Annotated in this window: 15 protein-coding genes; 3 read left to right on the forward strand and 12 right to left on the reverse strand. The window is 42.6% G+C overall.

Annotation, left to right across the window (positions count from 1 at the left end):
* Positions 1-94: 94 nt before the first annotated feature.
* The 12 genes from brnQ to recJ form a co-directional block, all read right to left on the reverse strand.
* On the reverse strand, positions 95-1,420 hold the full coding sequence (gene brnQ / locus ACIY19_RS06805) for a branched-chain amino acid transport system II carrier protein (protein ID WP_409003024.1): 1,326 nt from the start codon (positions 1,418-1,420) through the stop codon (positions 95-97).
* Between the two features lie 182 nt (positions 1,421-1,602).
* A complete protein-coding gene (locus ACIY19_RS06810; RefSeq protein ID WP_409003025.1) occupies positions 1,603-1,890 on the reverse strand; it encodes a rhodanese-like domain-containing protein in 288 nt (95 codons plus the stop codon).
* Positions 1,887-2,477: a uracil-DNA glycosylase family protein gene (locus ACIY19_RS06815; protein WP_409003026.1), complete on the reverse strand. Its 591-nt coding sequence runs from the start codon at positions 2,475-2,477 to the stop codon at positions 1,887-1,889. The genes ACIY19_RS06810 and ACIY19_RS06815 overlap by 4 nt, the downstream gene beginning before the upstream one ends.
* Positions 2,478-2,530: 53 nt before the next feature.
* A complete protein-coding gene (pepV, locus tag ACIY19_RS06820; protein WP_409003027.1) occupies positions 2,531-3,931 on the reverse strand; it encodes a dipeptidase PepV in 1,401 nt (466 codons plus the stop codon).
* 12 nt (positions 3,932-3,943) lie between these two features.
* On the reverse strand, positions 3,944-4,549 hold the full coding sequence (locus ACIY19_RS06825) for a nitroreductase family protein (RefSeq protein WP_409003028.1): 606 nt from the start codon (positions 4,547-4,549) through the stop codon (positions 3,944-3,946).
* Between the two features lie 173 nt (positions 4,550-4,722).
* Complete coding sequence (locus ACIY19_RS06830; RefSeq protein ID WP_409003029.1) at positions 4,723-5,577, reverse strand: metallophosphoesterase family protein; 855 nt, start codon at positions 5,575-5,577, stop codon at positions 4,723-4,725.
* Positions 5,567-7,414, reverse strand: coding sequence for an excinuclease ABC subunit UvrC (gene uvrC, locus ACIY19_RS06835; protein WP_409003030.1), 1,848 nt, complete (start codon positions 7,412-7,414; stop codon positions 5,567-5,569). The genes ACIY19_RS06830 and uvrC overlap by 11 nt, the downstream gene beginning before the upstream one ends.
* 101 nt (positions 7,415-7,515) lie before the next feature.
* Complete coding sequence (locus tag ACIY19_RS06840; RefSeq protein ID WP_409003031.1) at positions 7,516-8,217, reverse strand: M57 family metalloprotease; 702 nt, start codon at positions 8,215-8,217, stop codon at positions 7,516-7,518.
* A 104-nt stretch (positions 8,218-8,321) separates the two neighbouring features.
* Positions 8,322-9,101: an alpha/beta hydrolase gene (locus ACIY19_RS06845; RefSeq protein ID WP_409003032.1), complete on the reverse strand. Its 780-nt coding sequence runs from the start codon at positions 9,099-9,101 to the stop codon at positions 8,322-8,324.
* Between the two features lie 68 nt (positions 9,102-9,169).
* Positions 9,170-10,831 carry a ribonuclease J gene (locus tag ACIY19_RS06850; RefSeq protein ID WP_409003033.1) on the reverse strand — a complete coding sequence of 554 codons (1,662 nt, stop codon included), beginning with the start codon at positions 10,829-10,831 and terminating at the stop codon, positions 9,170-9,172.
* A gap of 511 nt (positions 10,832-11,342) precedes the next feature.
* Complete coding sequence (locus ACIY19_RS06855; RefSeq protein WP_409003034.1) at positions 11,343-11,990, reverse strand: CHAP domain-containing protein; 648 nt, start codon at positions 11,988-11,990, stop codon at positions 11,343-11,345.
* A gap of 284 nt (positions 11,991-12,274) precedes the next feature.
* Entirely contained in the window at positions 12,275-14,491 is a 2,217-nt protein-coding gene (recJ, locus tag ACIY19_RS06860; protein ID WP_409003047.1) for a single-stranded-DNA-specific exonuclease RecJ, read from the reverse strand.
* Between the two features lie 178 nt (positions 14,492-14,669).
* On the opposite strand from recJ, the gene ACIY19_RS06865 reads away from it, so the two are divergent.
* The 3 genes from ACIY19_RS06865 to ACIY19_RS06875 are packed head-to-tail and all read left to right on the forward strand — an operon-like array spanning position 14,670 to position 16,923.
* Entirely contained in the window at positions 14,670-15,428 is a 759-nt protein-coding gene (locus ACIY19_RS06865; RefSeq protein WP_409003035.1) for an amino acid ABC transporter ATP-binding protein, read from the forward strand.
* A gap of 10 nt (positions 15,429-15,438) precedes the next feature.
* Complete coding sequence (locus ACIY19_RS06870) at positions 15,439-16,233, forward strand: transporter substrate-binding domain-containing protein (protein ID WP_081103316.1); 795 nt, start codon at positions 15,439-15,441, stop codon at positions 16,231-16,233.
* A gap of 12 nt (positions 16,234-16,245) precedes the next feature.
* Positions 16,246-16,923 (forward strand): amino acid ABC transporter permease, encoded by a 678-nt coding sequence (locus ACIY19_RS06875; protein ID WP_000131152.1) that lies wholly within the window; start codon positions 16,246-16,248, stop codon positions 16,921-16,923.
* The last annotated feature ends 9 nt before the right edge of the window (positions 16,924-16,932 follow it).

Consider the following 16,932-nt stretch of genomic DNA (forward strand, 5'->3'; position numbering starts at 1 on the left):
AAAAGGACTCAGTCCTGTGCAATACAGAACTAAATCCTTCGGATAAATTAATTGTCTAACTTTTTGGGGTCAGTACACTTATGCCAAGGTTTTTTTATTCCATCTCAAAAACGTCACTCTCTTGCTTGTTTGGTAAAACCAATGAGAGCAAGATTCCGACAACTGCTGGCACCAACCATGGAAGAGATGCCTTTGCAAAAGGAAGAGCGTTGACAAGATTTGCAAGAAACTCAACCTTAAATGAGCTTCCTAATACGCTTGCAATGGCAATAGCTGTAACAACAGCAATTGTCAACTGCATACCTGGTTTTGAAAGGGCAACAAATTTGTTGACAATGACAATCATAACGATGGCAATCGTGATTGGGTACAAGATAACCAATACTGGAATGGAGTACTTGATAATCGCATCAAGACCCAAATTGGCAATGGCAAATCCAATCAAGGTAAAGGCTGTCGCATAAACCTTGTAGCTGATTTTTGGGAAGCGTTCATTAAAGAACTCAGCTGTAGACACAATCAAACCAACTGTTGTTGTGAAGCAGGTTACAGTCACCATAGCTGCAAGGAAGAGTTGAGCTGTTGAGCCAAAGATTTCTTGAGTGGCTTGTGACAAGATGTAAACACCTGGCGTTCCACCCTTCATCGCTTCAGCTGGTACTGGGAAATGATTTCCAAGGAAACCTAAACCGATGTAAAGGGCACTAAAGGCCAGAGCAACAACGATTCCAACAACCCAAATAGTCGAAATGTATTCTTTCTTACTTGAAAATCCAAGTTGTTTCAAGGTTTGAACTGCGATTACGCTAAAGGCAACTGAGGCAAGGGCGTCCAAGGTATTGTAACCTTCTAGGAAACCTGTACCAAAGGCAGAAGCTTGATAAGCAGTTGAAGCAGCTTGAGGACTTGTTCCACCATATTTGAAAGCTCCTAGAACAACTAATATAACAATCAAAATCGCAAAAACTGGCGTTAAAACACGGCCAATACGATCCAAGATTTTTGATGGATTAAGCGAAATCAGATAAGCTGCCGCAAAATAAAGAACTGTAAAGACAATCAAGCCAAGTCCTTTATTTGCATCAGACAAAAGGGGGCTAATCCCTACTTCGTAAGCCGTTGTAGCAGTACGTGGAATAGCAAAGAATGGACCGATTGACAAGTAAAGAACTGAGAGGTAAAGAGTCGCAAACCAAGGCGCTATCTTTGTTGAAATCTCGTAGATATATCCTTTAGGATTTAGCGTTCCAATAATAAGGGTCAAGACGGCGATACCGACGCCTGAAAAGACAAAACCTGCGATGGCAGGAAGAAAATGTTCTCCAGATAGAGCACCCAGAGAAGGCGGAAAAATCAAGTTCCCCGCACCAAAAAATATTCCAAACAGGAGTAAACCTGTTAGGGCACCTTTTTTAGCCATAAAAATCTCCTTCATATTTCTAAAATACTGACCTAGTATACCATGATTAAGACTCTGAAAAAAGTATCCAAAATTAATCATTGAATGTTTTCAATATTTTTAAAATTAAGAATTATCTAAAAACAAAATCCCTCACTCAGTTGGAACCGAGCAAGGGAAGGTTAGGATCTGTCACTATATATTTAAAGATTTTCAAAGGCCGTCATTCCACCTTGGACATTGATAACGTCATAACCCTGTTCAGCTAGAAATTGACAAGCACGCGCTGAACGCATTCCTGATTTACAAATCACGTAGTAAAGCTGGTCTTTGTCTAGTTGTTCATAAGTATCAGCCAATTGACTGAGAGGTAAATTACGAGCACCTTCTAAATGAAGAGACTCAAACTCATCTACTTCTCTCACGTCCACTAGAGAAAGTTGCTCATTTTGATAAAGCTGGTAAAATGCATCGAAGGCTATTTCTTTCATTCTTTTTCTCCTAAAATGGTTTTAATTCTTTTTTTCAACTCTAGCACTACTTCTGACTCAAACCAAGGATTTTTAGCCATCCAAATTTGATTACGGGGAGAAGGGTGAACTAGAGGAAAATAGGTTGGTAAGTAGTTCTGGTAATGTTTTACTCTCTCTGTCACCTTGCCACTGATTTTTTCCTGTAAATAATAGGCTTGGGCATATTGCCCAATCAAGAGAGTTAATTGGATATCGGGCAACTCTTGCAAGAGTTGCGGATGCCATTTTTCTGCGAAACCTGTACGAGGTGGAAGATCACCCGACTTGCCATGTCCTGGAAAGTAAAAATCCATGGGCAGAACTGCAAAATAACCTGAATTGTAAAAGGTGTCTTCATCCACACCTAGCCACTCACGCAAGCGATCGCCACTCTTATCCTTCCAATAGATCCCAGCTTCTTGCGTTTTAAGCCCAGGAGCCTGACCGACAATATTGATGCGGGCAGTTTTTGGCGCCGCAAAGAGAGGCTCAATTCCGCGTTCTGTATAGCTGGTATTCTGCGGATCCGCTATAATAGCTTTCTTGATTCTTTCAATTTGAGACATCTGTTTTCCCTCCAAAAAGAAGTCCAAGCATAACATCTCAGACTTCTATCGTTTTATTTGATCAATTCATAAATAGCTTCTGCATAGATTGCTGCTGCTCGGAAGAGATCGTCCAAGGCGATAAATTCATTGGCTTGGTGCATGGTATCGATTGAGTCTGGGAACATGGCACCGTAGGCAACTCCACGTTCCAGCAAGCGACCAAAGGTACCACCACCAATGACTTGCTCATGACCTTTAAGACCAGTTTGTTTTTCATAGACATTCAACAAGGTTTGTACAAGTGGATCTTCCATTGGCACGTAGTGAGGTGTGTGACCGTGTTCAGAAAGGCTAACAGAAGCAACTGGCAAGGTTTCAAGGATTGACTTGATTTGCTCTGGGCTTGTTCCTTTTGGATAACGGAAGTTAAGGGCAATGGTATTGTCAGCACTTGTTTCATCAAAGCGGAAGACACCGGCATTCATAGAAAGGGCACCCATCTTTTCATCTACATGAGCAACCTTGAGATTTGTACCCTCATGGTCATTCAAAAGAATCTTACCAGCGATGTCGAGGTAGTCTTTTGCAGGTCCTGCAAAGTCAAACTGACTGAGGAAGAGGGCCAGATAGGTCGCACCATTGACACCTGAAGCAGGCATAGCACCATGAGCTGATTTACCAATGATGGTGACCTTGTATTTGCCAGCATCTTCTTGAATTTCTCCTCTGAGTTTGTGTTCTGCAACAAAGGCATCTAGTTTAGCTTGCAAGTCAGCCAAGTCACCTGAAACGACTGCTGTTGCTGATTCAGGTACCATGTTTTCACGCAAACCACCTGTGAAGCTGTGAAGGCGAGCTGCACCTGTATTTTCACCTGCAAAGTGAAGGTATTCCGTAATGTTCCCTTTTTCACCATTGATGATTGGGAACTCAGCGTCTGGAGAGAAACCGAAGTCTGGTTTCGCAAGTCCTACATGTTCAAAATAGTAGTCCATGTCTGCCCAGCCTGACTCTTCGTCTGTTCCAACGATGAAACGAACTTTTTTAGAAGTTGGAAGACCCAATTCTTTGATGATTTTCAAGCCATAGTAACAAGCTGTTGTAGGACCCTTGTCATCTGAAGCTCCACGCGCATAAAGGCGACCATCTTTGATAGTTGATGTATAAGGGTCCGTGTCCCAACCGCTACCAGCTGGCACCACGTCCATGTGAGCAAAGATTCCGAGAACTTCTTCTCCTTCACCAAACTCAAAATGTCCTGCGTAGTTATCAACATTTTTAGTTGGATAGCCATCACGGTCTGCGATTTCAAGGAATTTTTCCAAGGCTTTTACTGGCCCAGGTCCAAATGGATGCTCAGCATCGGCCTTGCTGTCATCACGTTCTGAGTTGATTTCCAAAAGACTAAACAAGTCAGCCAAGAGGCCTTCTTTGCGTTTTTCTACTTCTGCTGTAAAATCAATTGCTGTCATTTTTTCTTCCTTCTATCTTTTCTCGATGATTTCATCTACTGGCAAGCGATAGCTTGGTTCCAATTTTTCGTCTGTGTAACCCACTGTAATCAAGAGTTCTGGGCGGAAACGGTCTTCGATATCCAAAACTTCATTGGCTTTTGATTTGTCAAATCCAAGGATAATGTTAGAACCGATTCCTTGGTCTGTAAGAGCCAAAACCAAATTCATGGCAACCAAACCTGCATTGAGGGCTAGGTAGTCGCTGACCTGTTGTTCACTGTAACGCGCAAATTCAGCTGGCAGATTCTTCATAAAATATTGAAGTTGCTCTTCAGAAAAGTTATTAGCGCCGCCAACTCGAGCAATCTTGCGAGCGCGTTTGGCAAGGTCTGTATCTGTAAACAAGGCAATGGTTACAGGCGCTGATGATACCTGCTCAAAGTTCGCACCATAAGCTAATTTTGCCAATTCAGCATTTTTCTCACGAACAACCACAAACTTCCATGGCTGGCTGTTGTGGGCACTTGGGGCCAAGGTTGCGATTTCGATAGCCGTACGCACATCTTTGGGATCTACCGGTTTATCAGTAAAATGCTTAGTCGCATGACGTTTTTTATTTAATTCAAGAAATTTCATAATCGATTTCCTTTTCTAATTCTACTGCATCCATTCTACCATATTTTGAAAGAGCTTGCAGAGATTTTTCATAGAAAGAAATTGGAACAAGGATGAGTAACCAAACGAAATCCATCATTTAAGTCAGGGATTCCCTCATCCAGTTCCAACTAATTTTCAGGGGTTTAAAGAAACTAGTCTATCTTGTATTCTGACTTTATAGCCTCCAAGAAATCCTTCACATCCTCTACATACCCATGCTTTTCAATTAAACTAGCTAAGAGTTCTAGATTGTGCCCCCGATAGTTGTCATCTCGACGTAGTTCTTCATACATTTCGATAAAAGGAAGCCCCTTGGACTTGGCCAATTCTAACTCCGCTTCATAATCATAAGAAACTTTTCGGAATAGAATATTTACCAATTCCCCATCTTCCACTTCTATCACGGCATACTGGGCACGGTGATTTTTTAACTTTTCCCAATTAAAATAAGGCATACCAATGGTACCTGGATTGATGATTTGTTGCCCTTGACTGCCATAACGAAGCAACTGCTTATGAACATGACCATAGACTGCCACGTCCACTTCATCATCTAGGAGTTGGTCAAATTTCTCTGTATCATTCTCAACTAGCAAGTCACCACCATAGTTCTTATTTGGCAAATTATGAGAAAGAGAAAAACGCAGTCCGTCAACTTCTCTCTTTTCTAGCATAGGTAAGCTTCGCAGCCAGTCAATCGTTGCAGGATCCATTCGCTCCATCAAATACTGCGTCATACGCAAGAGCTGGACTTCCTGTGGGTCTTCCAAGCCATATTGCCCATCTAAAGCCTCAAGGACACAATCATCCCAATTGCCTCGAACACTTGCCGTGATAGGAAGTTCCTTTAACAGAGCGACCAAGTCATTTGCACCTGGACCAGGGAGGAAAATGTCTCCCATGAGCCAGTATTCACTGACTCCTTGTGCTTTAGCATCTGCAATCACTGCTTCTAATGCCGTCGCATTGCCATGAATATCTGATAAAATTGCGATTTTATGGTTCATGATGATTTCCTTCCGTTTGGTAATTTACTCTCTCTTCTGCTACTTGAGTCAACTCCACTTCTTCCTGCGGATTCAACTTTCCCTGAACAGCTTCTGCGACTGCTCTTGGCACCCCAACTTCGACAATTTCATCCACACTGGCTTCCTTGATTTTAGTGAGAGATTTAAAATGCTTCATGAGATTCTGTTTACGTTTAGGTCCCAGACCGTCAATCCCATCCAATTGAGATGAAAAAGAATTTTTGGAGCGCAGTTGGCGGTGGAAAGTGATAGCAAAGCGGTGTACCTCATCTTGAATGCGTTGGAGGAGGAAAAATTCCTGAGAATTGCGAGACAACTCCACCACTTCCAGCGGATCTCCAAAGAGCAATTCATGGGTTTGGTGCTTATCATTCTTTTGCAGACCTGCAATTGGGATATCCAAACCTAGCTCTTCTTGAATAACTTGCTTAGCGATATTGACTTGACCTTGCCCCCCATCAATGACAATCAAATCTGGCGGGGTTAAACCTTCTCGTTGTACTCGACCATAACGTCTGCGAATAACCTCTCGCATACTGGCATAATCGTCTGGTCCAACAACCGTTTTTATCTTGTACTTTCGGTAGTCTTTTTTACTCGGTTTGCCATTGACAAAGACCACCATGGCTGAAACAGGACTGGTTCCCATGATATTAGAGTTATCAAAGGACTCGATACGGACTGGGGTCGGGATTTGGAGCAAGCGTCCCAGATTTTCAATAGCTCCTTGGGTCTTTTCAACAGATTTTTCTAGCAGATTGAACTTCTGCTCCAGACTAACACGGGCATTTTTGATGGCTAGATTGACCAGTTGTTTTTTCTCTCCACGTTGGGGTTTGAGAATCTTGGTATCCACCAAGGCCTTGACTGCTTCTTCATCGATATCCTGCGGAATCAATACTTCATTGGGAACCAGGTGAGATTTTTCTTGATAGAATTGTCCCACATAGGTCAAGAAGTCCTCATCCGGATCATTGTAGTAGGGGAAGAGATTGACATCCCTCTCAATGAGCTTGCCCTGACGGACAAAGAAGACCTGAACACACATCCAGCCCTTATCCACATAGTAACCAAATACATCACGGTTTTGGAGGTCTTTAGCCATAACTCTTTGTTTGGTCCGAAGAGTCCCAATGGCCTGAATCAGGTCACGGTATTCCGCTGCACGTTCAAACTCCATACTTTGAGCCGCCTTTGCCATCTTCCCCTTGAGGTCATCGATGATTTTATCATCCTGCCCTTTTAGGAAATCAGAAACCTCCTGAGCCATGGACTTGAAATAGGCCTCATCTTTTTTACAGATTGTGTGGGCCATACACTGGCCGATATGGTAGTAAAAACAAACCTTAGAGGGTGGATTATTACACTTGCGAAAAGGAAAAATCCGGTCCAATAGTCGCTTGATTTCATTGGCTGCCCCTACATCGGGATAAGGTCCAAAATAAAGACCACCGTCCTTTTTGACCTGACGGGTGATAATCAATCGAGGATAACGCTCATTGGTGATTTTGATGAAGGGATAGGACTTGTCATCCTTGAGCATGATATTGTACTTGGGCTTATTCTCCTTGATGAGGTTGATTTCTAGGAGAAGTGCCTCAATATTGGACTCAGTGACGATAAATTCAAAATCTACAATTTCAGACACCAGTGCCTCCGTCTTGGTATCGTGACTTCCACGGAAATAGGAGCGCACACGGTTGCGCAGATTTTTAGCCTTTCCGACATAGATAATGGTGCCATTTTTATCTTTGTGAATGTAACAACCAGGGCTGGTCGGCAAGAGCTCTAGTTTTGATTTGATCAAGTTATTCATAGTTCCATTATAGCAAAAAGGCCGTAACAGGACGAACAAAAAGCCCCACCAATCGCTTGATAGAGGAGCTTTGATTTCTTTTCGGATTGCACCTACTTCATCTAGTCGCTTCTGGTATAGAGTTCTTGAACAGCCTTCACATCCTGAGGCTGAATCCCATAGTAGGAACCTGCTGGCTGCATGACAGAAGTTTCGTTAGTATGATCCAATCCAATGGCATGTCCCAGCTCGTGCTCCGCCGTGTGCACGATCCGTTCATAAGAATAACCATAGTTTGGATTGGATAGATAATAGTGATTCAGGCGAACCGTTACAGATATAAATTGATTGGTTAACAAATTGGTTTGACTCTCGGCTTGACCTGCTACAGCGGTTGATCCATCATTCATCTCACTTGCCACAATATCTGCCTGACTAGGATCCGCAACCACCTCAAAGGTAAAAGCTCCCGTTTGATTCCAGTTTTTTATAGCTTCTGCATAGGCACCTTGGAAGGTCTCATCCATTTGAGGCTCAATATAGATGCGAGCTGAGGCCTGAGCCCACTTGCCTTCTGCATGTTGGTGACTGTCTGTCTGAGACAAGACTTCCAGCGTTCCCGTCTCCTTCCATTGATTCCAGCCACCTTGACCAATCTTGCTCATTTTTTCAACCTGATTGACCGCAGAATGAAAATCACCAGACAGATACCAAACCACTCCAAAGGCAATGAGAAGTAGAATAACCACGGTCCAAACCAGACGCCAGAAGAAACGCCAAATTCCCAAAAGAAATCGGAAGAATAGTCGAATAATCCAGAACATGACGCTCCACCTTTCATAAAAATAAGAATCTATCTTGAAATCACATTCTCTTTGATCAAGATAGATTCTCTATTTTACTGAAGAAAGCTGAAAGAAACCTAAAACTAAGATAAACGTTCTTCCAAGACAAAGTCAATTGGTAAGGTAGCCAAAAAACGCTCCAATTGTTTTTCCCAGTAGTACCACTCGTGCTTACCTGGACTATGACTATAGGTCACCTCAAAACCAAGATTTTTGAGGTTTTTCACTGCGAGATTATTGGCAGAGTAGAGATAGTCTTGCTCTCCACACCAAGCCCATAGTTTGGTCTTTTTATCGGATTTTGCAGCCATACTTTCAAGCGAATGAGGACTAGCTGTCCAATCTTTGATTTCTCCAAAAACTCCTCTCCAGTAGGCAAGTGACCCAAGATCCTGACTTTCAGGAGAAAATTCGTGAAAACTGAGTGCGCCAGAAAAACTAGCCGCATGAGAAAATCGATTCGTCGATAGAGCGAGTTTGAAGGAGCCGTAACCACCCATGGAGAGACCTGCTATAAAGGTCTTTTCTCGCTTGCTGGTCATATTGGGGAAGAAACGTTTCATGACTTGGGGGAGTTCTTCTGCTAGAGCAGTATAGTAGTTATAGCCATACTGAGTATCCGTGTACCAGCCATTGCTAGTATTGGGCATGATAACAATGAGATTGGTTCCACGCAACAAGCGCTCGACATTGGTACGTTTGAGCCAGCTATTTTGGTTTCCTGACATTCCGTGCAAAAGATAAAGAACAGGAATATCCGTGCAATCTGGTTCAGTCACCCGACTAGCATCTGGATAGAGTACGGTAACGCCCCACTCCATATCCAAAACTTTTGAGTAATACTCAATATTCATAACTGCCATGGTTATCTCCTTTTACTATTCTATAAGAAAAAGCCGAATTTCGACTTTTTCTGTAGGTATTCTGCTTATTATTTTGCTTCCATCACGACTGGCAAGATTGCTGGACGACGCTTGGTTTGATCAAAGAGGTACTTGGTCAGATTGTCACGAACCTTGCCTTTGAGATCTGCCCAGTCAAAGTCATCACCTTGAAGATACTCTTCTACCGTTTGGTTAATCAATTCTGAACTTTCACGGAGAATATCACGACTCTTCTTGAGATAAACAAATCCACGCGTATGAACACGGGCCTTGGCCACAATTTTCTTCTCACGACGGTTGACAGTGATTGCCACGATAAAGATTCCATCCTCTGACAAGACCTTACGGTCACGAAGGACGACATTTCCAACATCCCCGATGGCATTTCCGTCAATCAAGACATCACCTGCAGAAACTGCTCCAGCTGGAACAAAGTCTCCATGTTCATAAGACATGGTTGTCCCCTTTTTAGGAATGAAAATGCGCTCTGGCAACATCCCAACTGCCATGGCAGCCTTAGCGTGAGCATCCAACTCACGATACTCCCCTTGGACAGGGAAGAGGTACTTAGGTTGCAAAAGATTGATCATCAGCTGCAAATCACGCACATTTCCGTGCCCTGATACATGTAAACTTTGGGTAATCAATTTGACAACCCCACCTGCCTGATAAATCATATTTTCCACACGCGCAACAAAGGCTTCTTTAGCAATAGACGGAGCCGTAGCAATATAGACCAGGTCCCCATCCTTGATTTCTACATAACGATGGCGACCAATCGACATCTTACGAAGTCCATTGATAGGTTCACCCATACGACCTGTCTCAAGAATAATCAACTCATGGTCTTCAAAGCGAGACATATCTTTAGGCTTAATCAAGAGAATTTCGTTGGCTAAAGACAACTTCTTAAGACGAATCGCTGTGCGGACGATATTTTCAATATCAAATCCTGTCAAGACGATACGTCGACCTGTTTTATCCGCAGCGTCAAAAATCTGCTGAATACGAGAAAGATTACTGGAAACAGCTGCAACGATGATACGACCTTCCCAGTCAGCAATAGTTTGGGTAATTTCATCCCTAACTTCACTTTCACTAGCCACCTGAATATTGCTGTCTGCATTGGCCGAATCACTGAGGAGAGCCAGGACGCCGTCACGACCAATCTCTGCCAAACGAGCAAAATCAGTTGCATAAGATTCACTAGCCGTTTGGTCAAATTTGAAGTCACCTGTATAAACGATGCTTCCTTCCGATGTCTTCAAGACAATTCCCAGACTCTCTGGAACGGAGTAAGTCGTAGGGAAGAAGGAAACCACAGTCCCTCCAAAGTCGATCTCCGTATCTTCATCAATCACATGGAAGTCATTGAATTTCTTAACCGTATCATTCCCTTTGACAAAGAGTTTGGCCAACTCAATGGTCAACTCAGAACCAAACACAGGCACCTTAGCCTCTGCCAAAAGATAAGGCAGGGCACCAATAGCATCCGCATGTCCGTGGGTCAAAAAGACCCCTGCAATACGATCTCTATTTTCAAAAAGGTAGTCCATATTTGGAATAACGACATCAACACCTAGTTGTTCATTTTCAGGGTATTTAAGCCCCGCATCCAAAACAAAAATAGAACCATCGATTTCAGCGATGTACATATTTTTCCCATTTTCTCGTACACCACCTAGTGTTGTTAAACTAATATTACTCATTTTTCCTCCGAAACTTCATTTATCTTGATTATAGGGCGAATTCACCCTCTTATTCTAAAAGTTCCAAAACTTTCAGCCGAATCTTTTCCTACCATTATACCATTTTTTTGATTATTTTCAAAACGAAGATAGGTTTTTAACTAGAGATTGGTCACTACTGTGAATCGAATTCTTTTACTTTGACTTCTCTTTTGGAGGCTTCATCTAAGATAATAGAACGATTGTACCATCAAAAATATGGATTTTCTGAATCAATTTGATTTCAGATACCTTTCTCGAACTCTAAATTTCTCTTTTAGTTCAAAACAAGTTAAATTCTTGCCCTTTACCTCTCGACTTGAGAACTATTTTCCACAAAGACATGGTTTATCTACGTCCAAAAGCGAGAATTTCCTGTTCGCTACAGAATCTAAAAATTTTTCAGTAATTATCCACTAAGATAGAGGATAACGTTAGGAAATTTTTTCAAAAAGAAAAAAGACTTAGAAAGTTCTAAATCTTTTTATCATCTTTAGTTTGGATAGATATAAGTGACGTTACCTAAAAATTCATGAGGATTAAAGAAGCCACGGTAATTCGCAATCTGCTTTTGACGTCTATAGTTTGCTTCCAATACCTGGATAGAGTTTTCACTTTGAACATCTGTTACATAAGCAACGTGGCCGTATTCACCACCGTCCCAAACGGCAATCGCTCCTACTACTGGAACACTGCCTGTCTTATAGCCTTGAGCACTAGCATAGATTGCCCACGTGTTGGCATTTCCCCACCAGTTACTAGCCCAAGGCGCTAATTCTTTCACGCCCCATGTACATTGACCAACAGGATAAGAGTTTCCATAGTTTGTTGGAGTCTTTTCGACAACATCTTCTGTATCTGATACCACATTCGCAGTGCTAGCCGGAGCACTGTAGGTAGAGTTAGCCTGAGCTGAACCACTCACTTGGAGAACATCTCCTGGGTGGATGGTATCAAAGATGGTTTTCCCATTCAAAGTCGCCAAGTCATAAGGATCCATACCATTGGCGGTAGCAATGGCAAAAAATGAATCTCCGTCTTGGACAACGTAAGAGTTGGCATGAACCGTTTGAGCACCAACTGTCGCTAAAATAGCGGTAGAAGTCAAACCTAGAGTCAGTTTCGTAACTGTTTTTTTCATAACTATTTTCCCCTTATATTTTCTTGATAAGAAAATCATACTTGATTTACATGTCAGTTCGTTTAGAGTTATATTTTAGTCATGTTACAAAAATTTATACTTTTACTACATAAGGTTTAAAAGCAGACATCGTATAAAGTGATAGAAGAGAATAAAAATGAATCATTTCCCCAATCTTAACATCAGTAAACCACTCAAAAGATCGTCTTATCAACCACTCCCACATCAAGCATTTATCCGTCAAAAAGAGACCGAGATCGGTCATCTCAGTCCCTTTCTATCTATTACTCCATTAAAAAATCATACATTTCTTGCACGGTACCCAGCGCCATCATTTCTTGATTTTTTACAGTTTGTTTGAGATTTTGGTAAATCTGACTTTCAGCAATTTCCCTTTTCGGCGCTTCTTTATTGACTGTCATGACACCATCTTTGATCGTCACAAAGCCCAGCTCTTCAAATACTTGGATCATCTTGACCAGCAAGATTTGTTGGATATTGAGATAAGTTGCCAAATCTTTGAGCTTGTAGCGAATATCAAACTCTGGGAACTGGTAAATAGTCTTGTACAATTTGGCAAACTGTTCTCTAGTCCCATAACCCGTCAGATAGTAGGCCTTATCGATGTCATTTTTGAAATAGACAGCAGAGAAATCCTGTTCCTGAAAAATGGTCTTCAGCAGGGTAATATCCTCGGGAATGGTTTTCACAACAACCGCGTCACTAGTCGCTAGATCTGGCAACTCACCAGAAAAATCCAAGACTGGAACCCCTTCTGGCAAGACTGCATTCTTCCCACGAATGTTAAAGAGTTGAATACCCTCCACACGCGCATCCACCATCATCAACTGGAGGGCAGTTTGACCATTCCATTGATTGACAGACAAGGTAACTGCCAATTCTAGTTTTTTTGTTTGAGCAAACTCTGTCGCCCATCTACCTTGTCCAAAGGCCACCACTTCAAAAGTCGCCTCACCCTTGGAAATTTTCAGCTTGAGATGGGCATTGCCTGCCCCCATGGTACGGGCACTTTCGACCTGAAAATCCTTGATATAAAAGACAGGTTTCTGATTGTCCATTCCAAAGGGTGCCAAGCGTTCAAAACTTTTAACCGTTTCCAGGCTAAGAGTCTCCAAGTCCAACTCTTCATCTAGATTTAACTTATTCTTACCACTAGCATCTGCGCCTTTTTCACGGATATAATCTTCTAGGACCTGAGATAAATCTGAGAGTTTCTCCACTTCCAGCGTCATTCCTGCTGCACCAGCATGGCCACCGAATGCGATGAAGAGATCTCGGTGGGGATCCAAGGCTTCAAAAATATCGACCGCTTCCACACTACGAGCGCTACCCTTGGCACGATCATCTTCTATATTAAGAACGATGACTGTCTGCCCTAGTTCTTCCAACAAACGACCAGCAACGATACCCAGAACGCCAGGATTCCAGCCTTCCTTTGCCAAGACCTGGACCTTCTTCTCAGGATCCACCATGGTCTTAGCTTCTTCATAGATTGACTGAACGATTTCCTTGCGCTCTTCATTTTTCTGGTGAATCATGAGGGCAATCTCATGAGCTTCCTCGTCGTCAAACCCAGTCAGCAAATCAATGGCAGGATTGGGATCATCCAATCGCCCCAAGGCATTTAAACGAGGGGCAATCTGAAAGCCAACCGTTTCTTCCGTTACTTCATTAGCAGCAATCCCAGCCATGTCTAGCATTTCTTGCAGACCGATGCGCTGAGTATGTCCCAACATTTCCAGACCATATTGAACCATGATACGGTTTTCATCTGTCAAGCTCACCATATCCGCAATAGTTCCGATAGCTACCAAATCGAGTAGCTCCACTTGCACTTCTTCTAAAAGGGCGCAAGCCAGCTTGAAAGCCACTCCGCATCCGGCCAAATATTTGAAAGGATAGTCCGCATCCGGATGCTCAGGGTGAACAATCGCATAGGCATCGGGAAGGGTTTCCGGCATGGAATGGTGGTCGGTCACAATGACATCCACTCCCATAGCCTGAGCCAATTCAATGGCCTCATGACCAGCAACCCCATTGTCCACTGTCACAATCAAGGAAATACCCTCTTGCTCGATAAAGTATTTATAGACACTGGCATTGGGACCATAGCCATCGGTAAAACGATTGGGTAGGTAAACACGGCACTCGGCGCCAAGCTGTTCTAAACTTTCCTTAACAATCGAAGCTGAAGTCATTCCATCCGCATCATAGTCTCCATAGATGAGAATGTTTTCCCCTTCTTCAATCGCCCGACGAATCCGTTCCACTGCCTTGTCCATATCATGGAGCAGATAGGGGTCATGTAAGTCCTCTAAAGAAGGTTCTAAAAACTTCTTTAGACTTTCTTCATCCTGAATCCCTCTTTCAAATAATAAGCGAGCCACCTCGGGACCCAGTCCAGCCTTCTTGGCTATCTTTGTAAAATCCGCATCTTCAACCTGCGGGGCAAACTGCCATTCATAAGTAGGAGTTATCAAAAAAAACATCCACTCTTTCTAAGAATTCTATCGTTTCATTATAACATGATTTAGGCATTTTCTCTATCCAGATTGCTTTTTTATAACATTTTAGTGAATTTTTTTCAGATATGATTTGACAAGAACATTCTTTTGTTGTAAAATCATGTTATAAAATCTAACACAAAGGAGATCTCTCATGGTTTTAGTAGAATTTAAAAACGTCGAAAAATATTACGGAGACTACCACGCACTCCGCGACATCAATCTCCGTTTTGAAAAAGGACAAGTTGTTGTCCTGCTTGGACCTTCCGGTTCTGGGAAGTCCACTCTTATCCGAACGATTAATGGTTTAGAGGCTGTTGACAAAGGAAGTCTCCTAGTCAATGGACATCAAGTAGCAGGTGCTAGCCAGAAAGATCTGGTTCCTCTTCGTAAGGAAGTTGGCATGGTTTTCCAGCATTTTAACCTTTATCCACACAAAACAGTGTTAGAAAACGTGACACTTGCGCCCATTAAAGTTCTAGGAATTGATAAAAAAGAAGCTGAAAAAACAGCCCAAAAATATCTGGAATTTGTAAATATGTGGGACAAGAAAGATTCTTATCCGGCTATGCTGTCTGGTGGACAAAAACAGAGAATCGCCATCGCACGTGGTCTTGCCATGCATCCGGAACTCCTCCTCTTTGATGAGCCAACATCTGCTCTTGATCCTGAGACTATCGGAGATGTTCTAGCAGTTATGCAGAAACTGGCACATGACGGGATGAACATGATCATCGTTACCCATGAAATGGGCTTTGCCCGTGAAGTTGCGGACCGCATTATCTTTATGGCTGACGGAGAAGTTTTGGTGGATACGACAGATGTCGATGACTTTTTCGACAATCCAAGCGAACCTCGTGCCCAACAATTCCTCAGCAAAATTATCAACCACGAAAGTGATAAAGTCAAATAAGGAGGCGCCTATGAAAAAGAAATTCTTTTTATCCGCATTATTGATTAGCCTTTTCAGCCTTGCTGCTGCCAAACCAGTCCAGGCTGATACCAGTGTCGCAGACATTCAAAAAAGAGGCGAACTGGTTGTCGGTGTCAAACAAGACGTTCCCAATTTTGGTTACAAGGACCCTAAGACTGGAACTTATTCTGGTATCGAAACGGACTTGGCCAAGATGATTGCAGACGAACTCAAGGTCAAGATTCGCTACGTTCCTGTTACTGCACAAACTCGCGGACCACTACTAGACAATGAACAAGTCGACATGGATATCGCGACCTTCACTATCACAGACGAGCGTAAAAAACTATACAACTTCACCAGTCCCTACTATACGGACGCTTCTGGTTTTTTGGTCAACAAATCTGCCAACATCAAAAGCATTGAAGACCTAAACGGTAAAACGATCGGAGTTGCTCAAGGTTCCATCACCCAACGCCTGATTACTGAACTAGGGAAAAAGAAAGGTCTAACCTTTAAATTCGTCGAACTTGGCTCCTACCCAGAATTGATTACTTCCCTTCACGCTCACCGTATTGATGCCTTTTCCGTGGATCGTTCTATCCTGTCTGGCTACATTAGTAAACGGACAGAACTACTAGATGATAGTTTCAAGCCATCTGACTATGGCATTGTTACCAAGAAATCAAATACCGAGCTCAATGACTATCTCGATACCTTGGTCACTAAATGGAGCAAGGATGGTAGTTTACAGAAACTTTATGACCGATACAAGCTCAAACCATCTAGCCATACTGCAGATTAAGGAGGACACCCCATGACAGATTTATCATCTTGGACAGCCTATTTTCAGGATTTTGGACAATTTTTCAATGGTTTCCTCTTCACTCTTGCCCTAGCGATTGGATCCTTTATCCTAGCTATGGTCTTAGGAATCATCTTTGGAGTCCTATCAACTAGCAAACATCAAATTTTAAGAATTTTGGCTCGTATCTTTGTCGAATTTTACCAAAACACCCCCCTCTTAGTGCAGTTTGTTATCGTCTTTTATGGTCTACCTCTTATCAGTGAACACACCATCATGATTCCGATTTATTGGACAGCTGTTCTCTGCGTCGGACTCTATCACGGCGCTTATATCGCTGAGGTTATCCGTTCAGGGATTCAGTCTATTCCTAGTGGTCAGATGGAGGCCGCCTTGTCGCAAGGTTTTACCTATATCAGTGCTATGCGCTTGATTATCTTGCCTCAGGCCTTCCGTATCATTCTCCCTCCTTTGACCAACCAAATCGTTAACCTTATCAAGAATACTTCAACTGTTGCTATCATCTCTGGAGTAGACTTGATGTTTGTGACCAAATCTTGGTCAGCTCTTAACGGAAACTACATCCCAGCATTTCTAGGTGCTGCTCTACTCTACTTTGCCCTTTGCTTCCCTGTCGCCCAATTTGGTCGCAAGATGGAGCAAGCCAACAAAAAAGCCTATTCACTTTAGGAGGTTACT

It is taken from the genome of Streptococcus sp. ST14 (assembly GCF_046098195.1).
Lineage (GTDB): Bacteria > Bacillota > Bacilli > Lactobacillales > Streptococcaceae > Streptococcus.

What these genes read in the sequence shown, in the direction of transcription:
- brnQ (WP_409003024.1), bottom strand. Translation starts at nt 1,420, where the DNA reads ATGGCTAAAAAAGGTGCCCTAACAGGTTTACTCCTGTTTGGAATATTT.
- ACIY19_RS06810 (WP_409003025.1), bottom strand. Translation starts at nt 1,890, where the DNA reads ATGAAAGAAATAGCCTTCGATGCATTTTACCAGCTTTATCAAAATGAG.
- ACIY19_RS06815 (WP_409003026.1), bottom strand. Translation starts at nt 2,477, where the DNA reads ATGTCTCAAATTGAAAGAATCAAGAAAGCTATTATAGCGGATCCGCAG.
- pepV (WP_409003027.1), bottom strand. Translation starts at nt 3,931, where the DNA reads ATGACAGCAATTGATTTTACAGCAGAAGTAGAAAAACGCAAAGAAGGC.
- ACIY19_RS06825 (WP_409003028.1), bottom strand. Translation starts at nt 4,549, where the DNA reads ATGAAATTTCTTGAATTAAATAAAAAACGTCATGCGACTAAGCATTTT.
- ACIY19_RS06830 (WP_409003029.1), bottom strand. Translation starts at nt 5,577, where the DNA reads ATGAACCATAAAATCGCAATTTTATCAGATATTCATGGCAATGCGACG.
- uvrC (WP_409003030.1), bottom strand. Translation starts at nt 7,414, where the DNA reads ATGAATAACTTGATCAAATCAAAACTAGAGCTCTTGCCGACCAGCCCT.
- ACIY19_RS06840 (WP_409003031.1), bottom strand. Translation starts at nt 8,217, where the DNA reads ATGTTCTGGATTATTCGACTATTCTTCCGATTTCTTTTGGGAATTTGG.
- ACIY19_RS06845 (WP_409003032.1), bottom strand. Translation starts at nt 9,101, where the DNA reads ATGGCAGTTATGAATATTGAGTATTACTCAAAAGTTTTGGATATGGAG.
- ACIY19_RS06850 (WP_409003033.1), bottom strand. Translation starts at nt 10,831, where the DNA reads ATGAGTAATATTAGTTTAACAACACTAGGTGGTGTACGAGAAAATGGG.
- ACIY19_RS06855 (WP_409003034.1), bottom strand. Translation starts at nt 11,990, where the DNA reads ATGAAAAAAACAGTTACGAAACTGACTCTAGGTTTGACTTCTACCGCT.
- ACIY19_RS06865 (WP_409003035.1), top strand. Translation starts at nt 14,670, where the DNA reads ATGGTTTTAGTAGAATTTAAAAACGTCGAAAAATATTACGGAGACTAC.
- ACIY19_RS06870 (WP_081103316.1), top strand. Translation starts at nt 15,439, where the DNA reads ATGAAAAAGAAATTCTTTTTATCCGCATTATTGATTAGCCTTTTCAGC.
- ACIY19_RS06875 (WP_000131152.1), top strand. Translation starts at nt 16,246, where the DNA reads ATGACAGATTTATCATCTTGGACAGCCTATTTTCAGGATTTTGGACAA.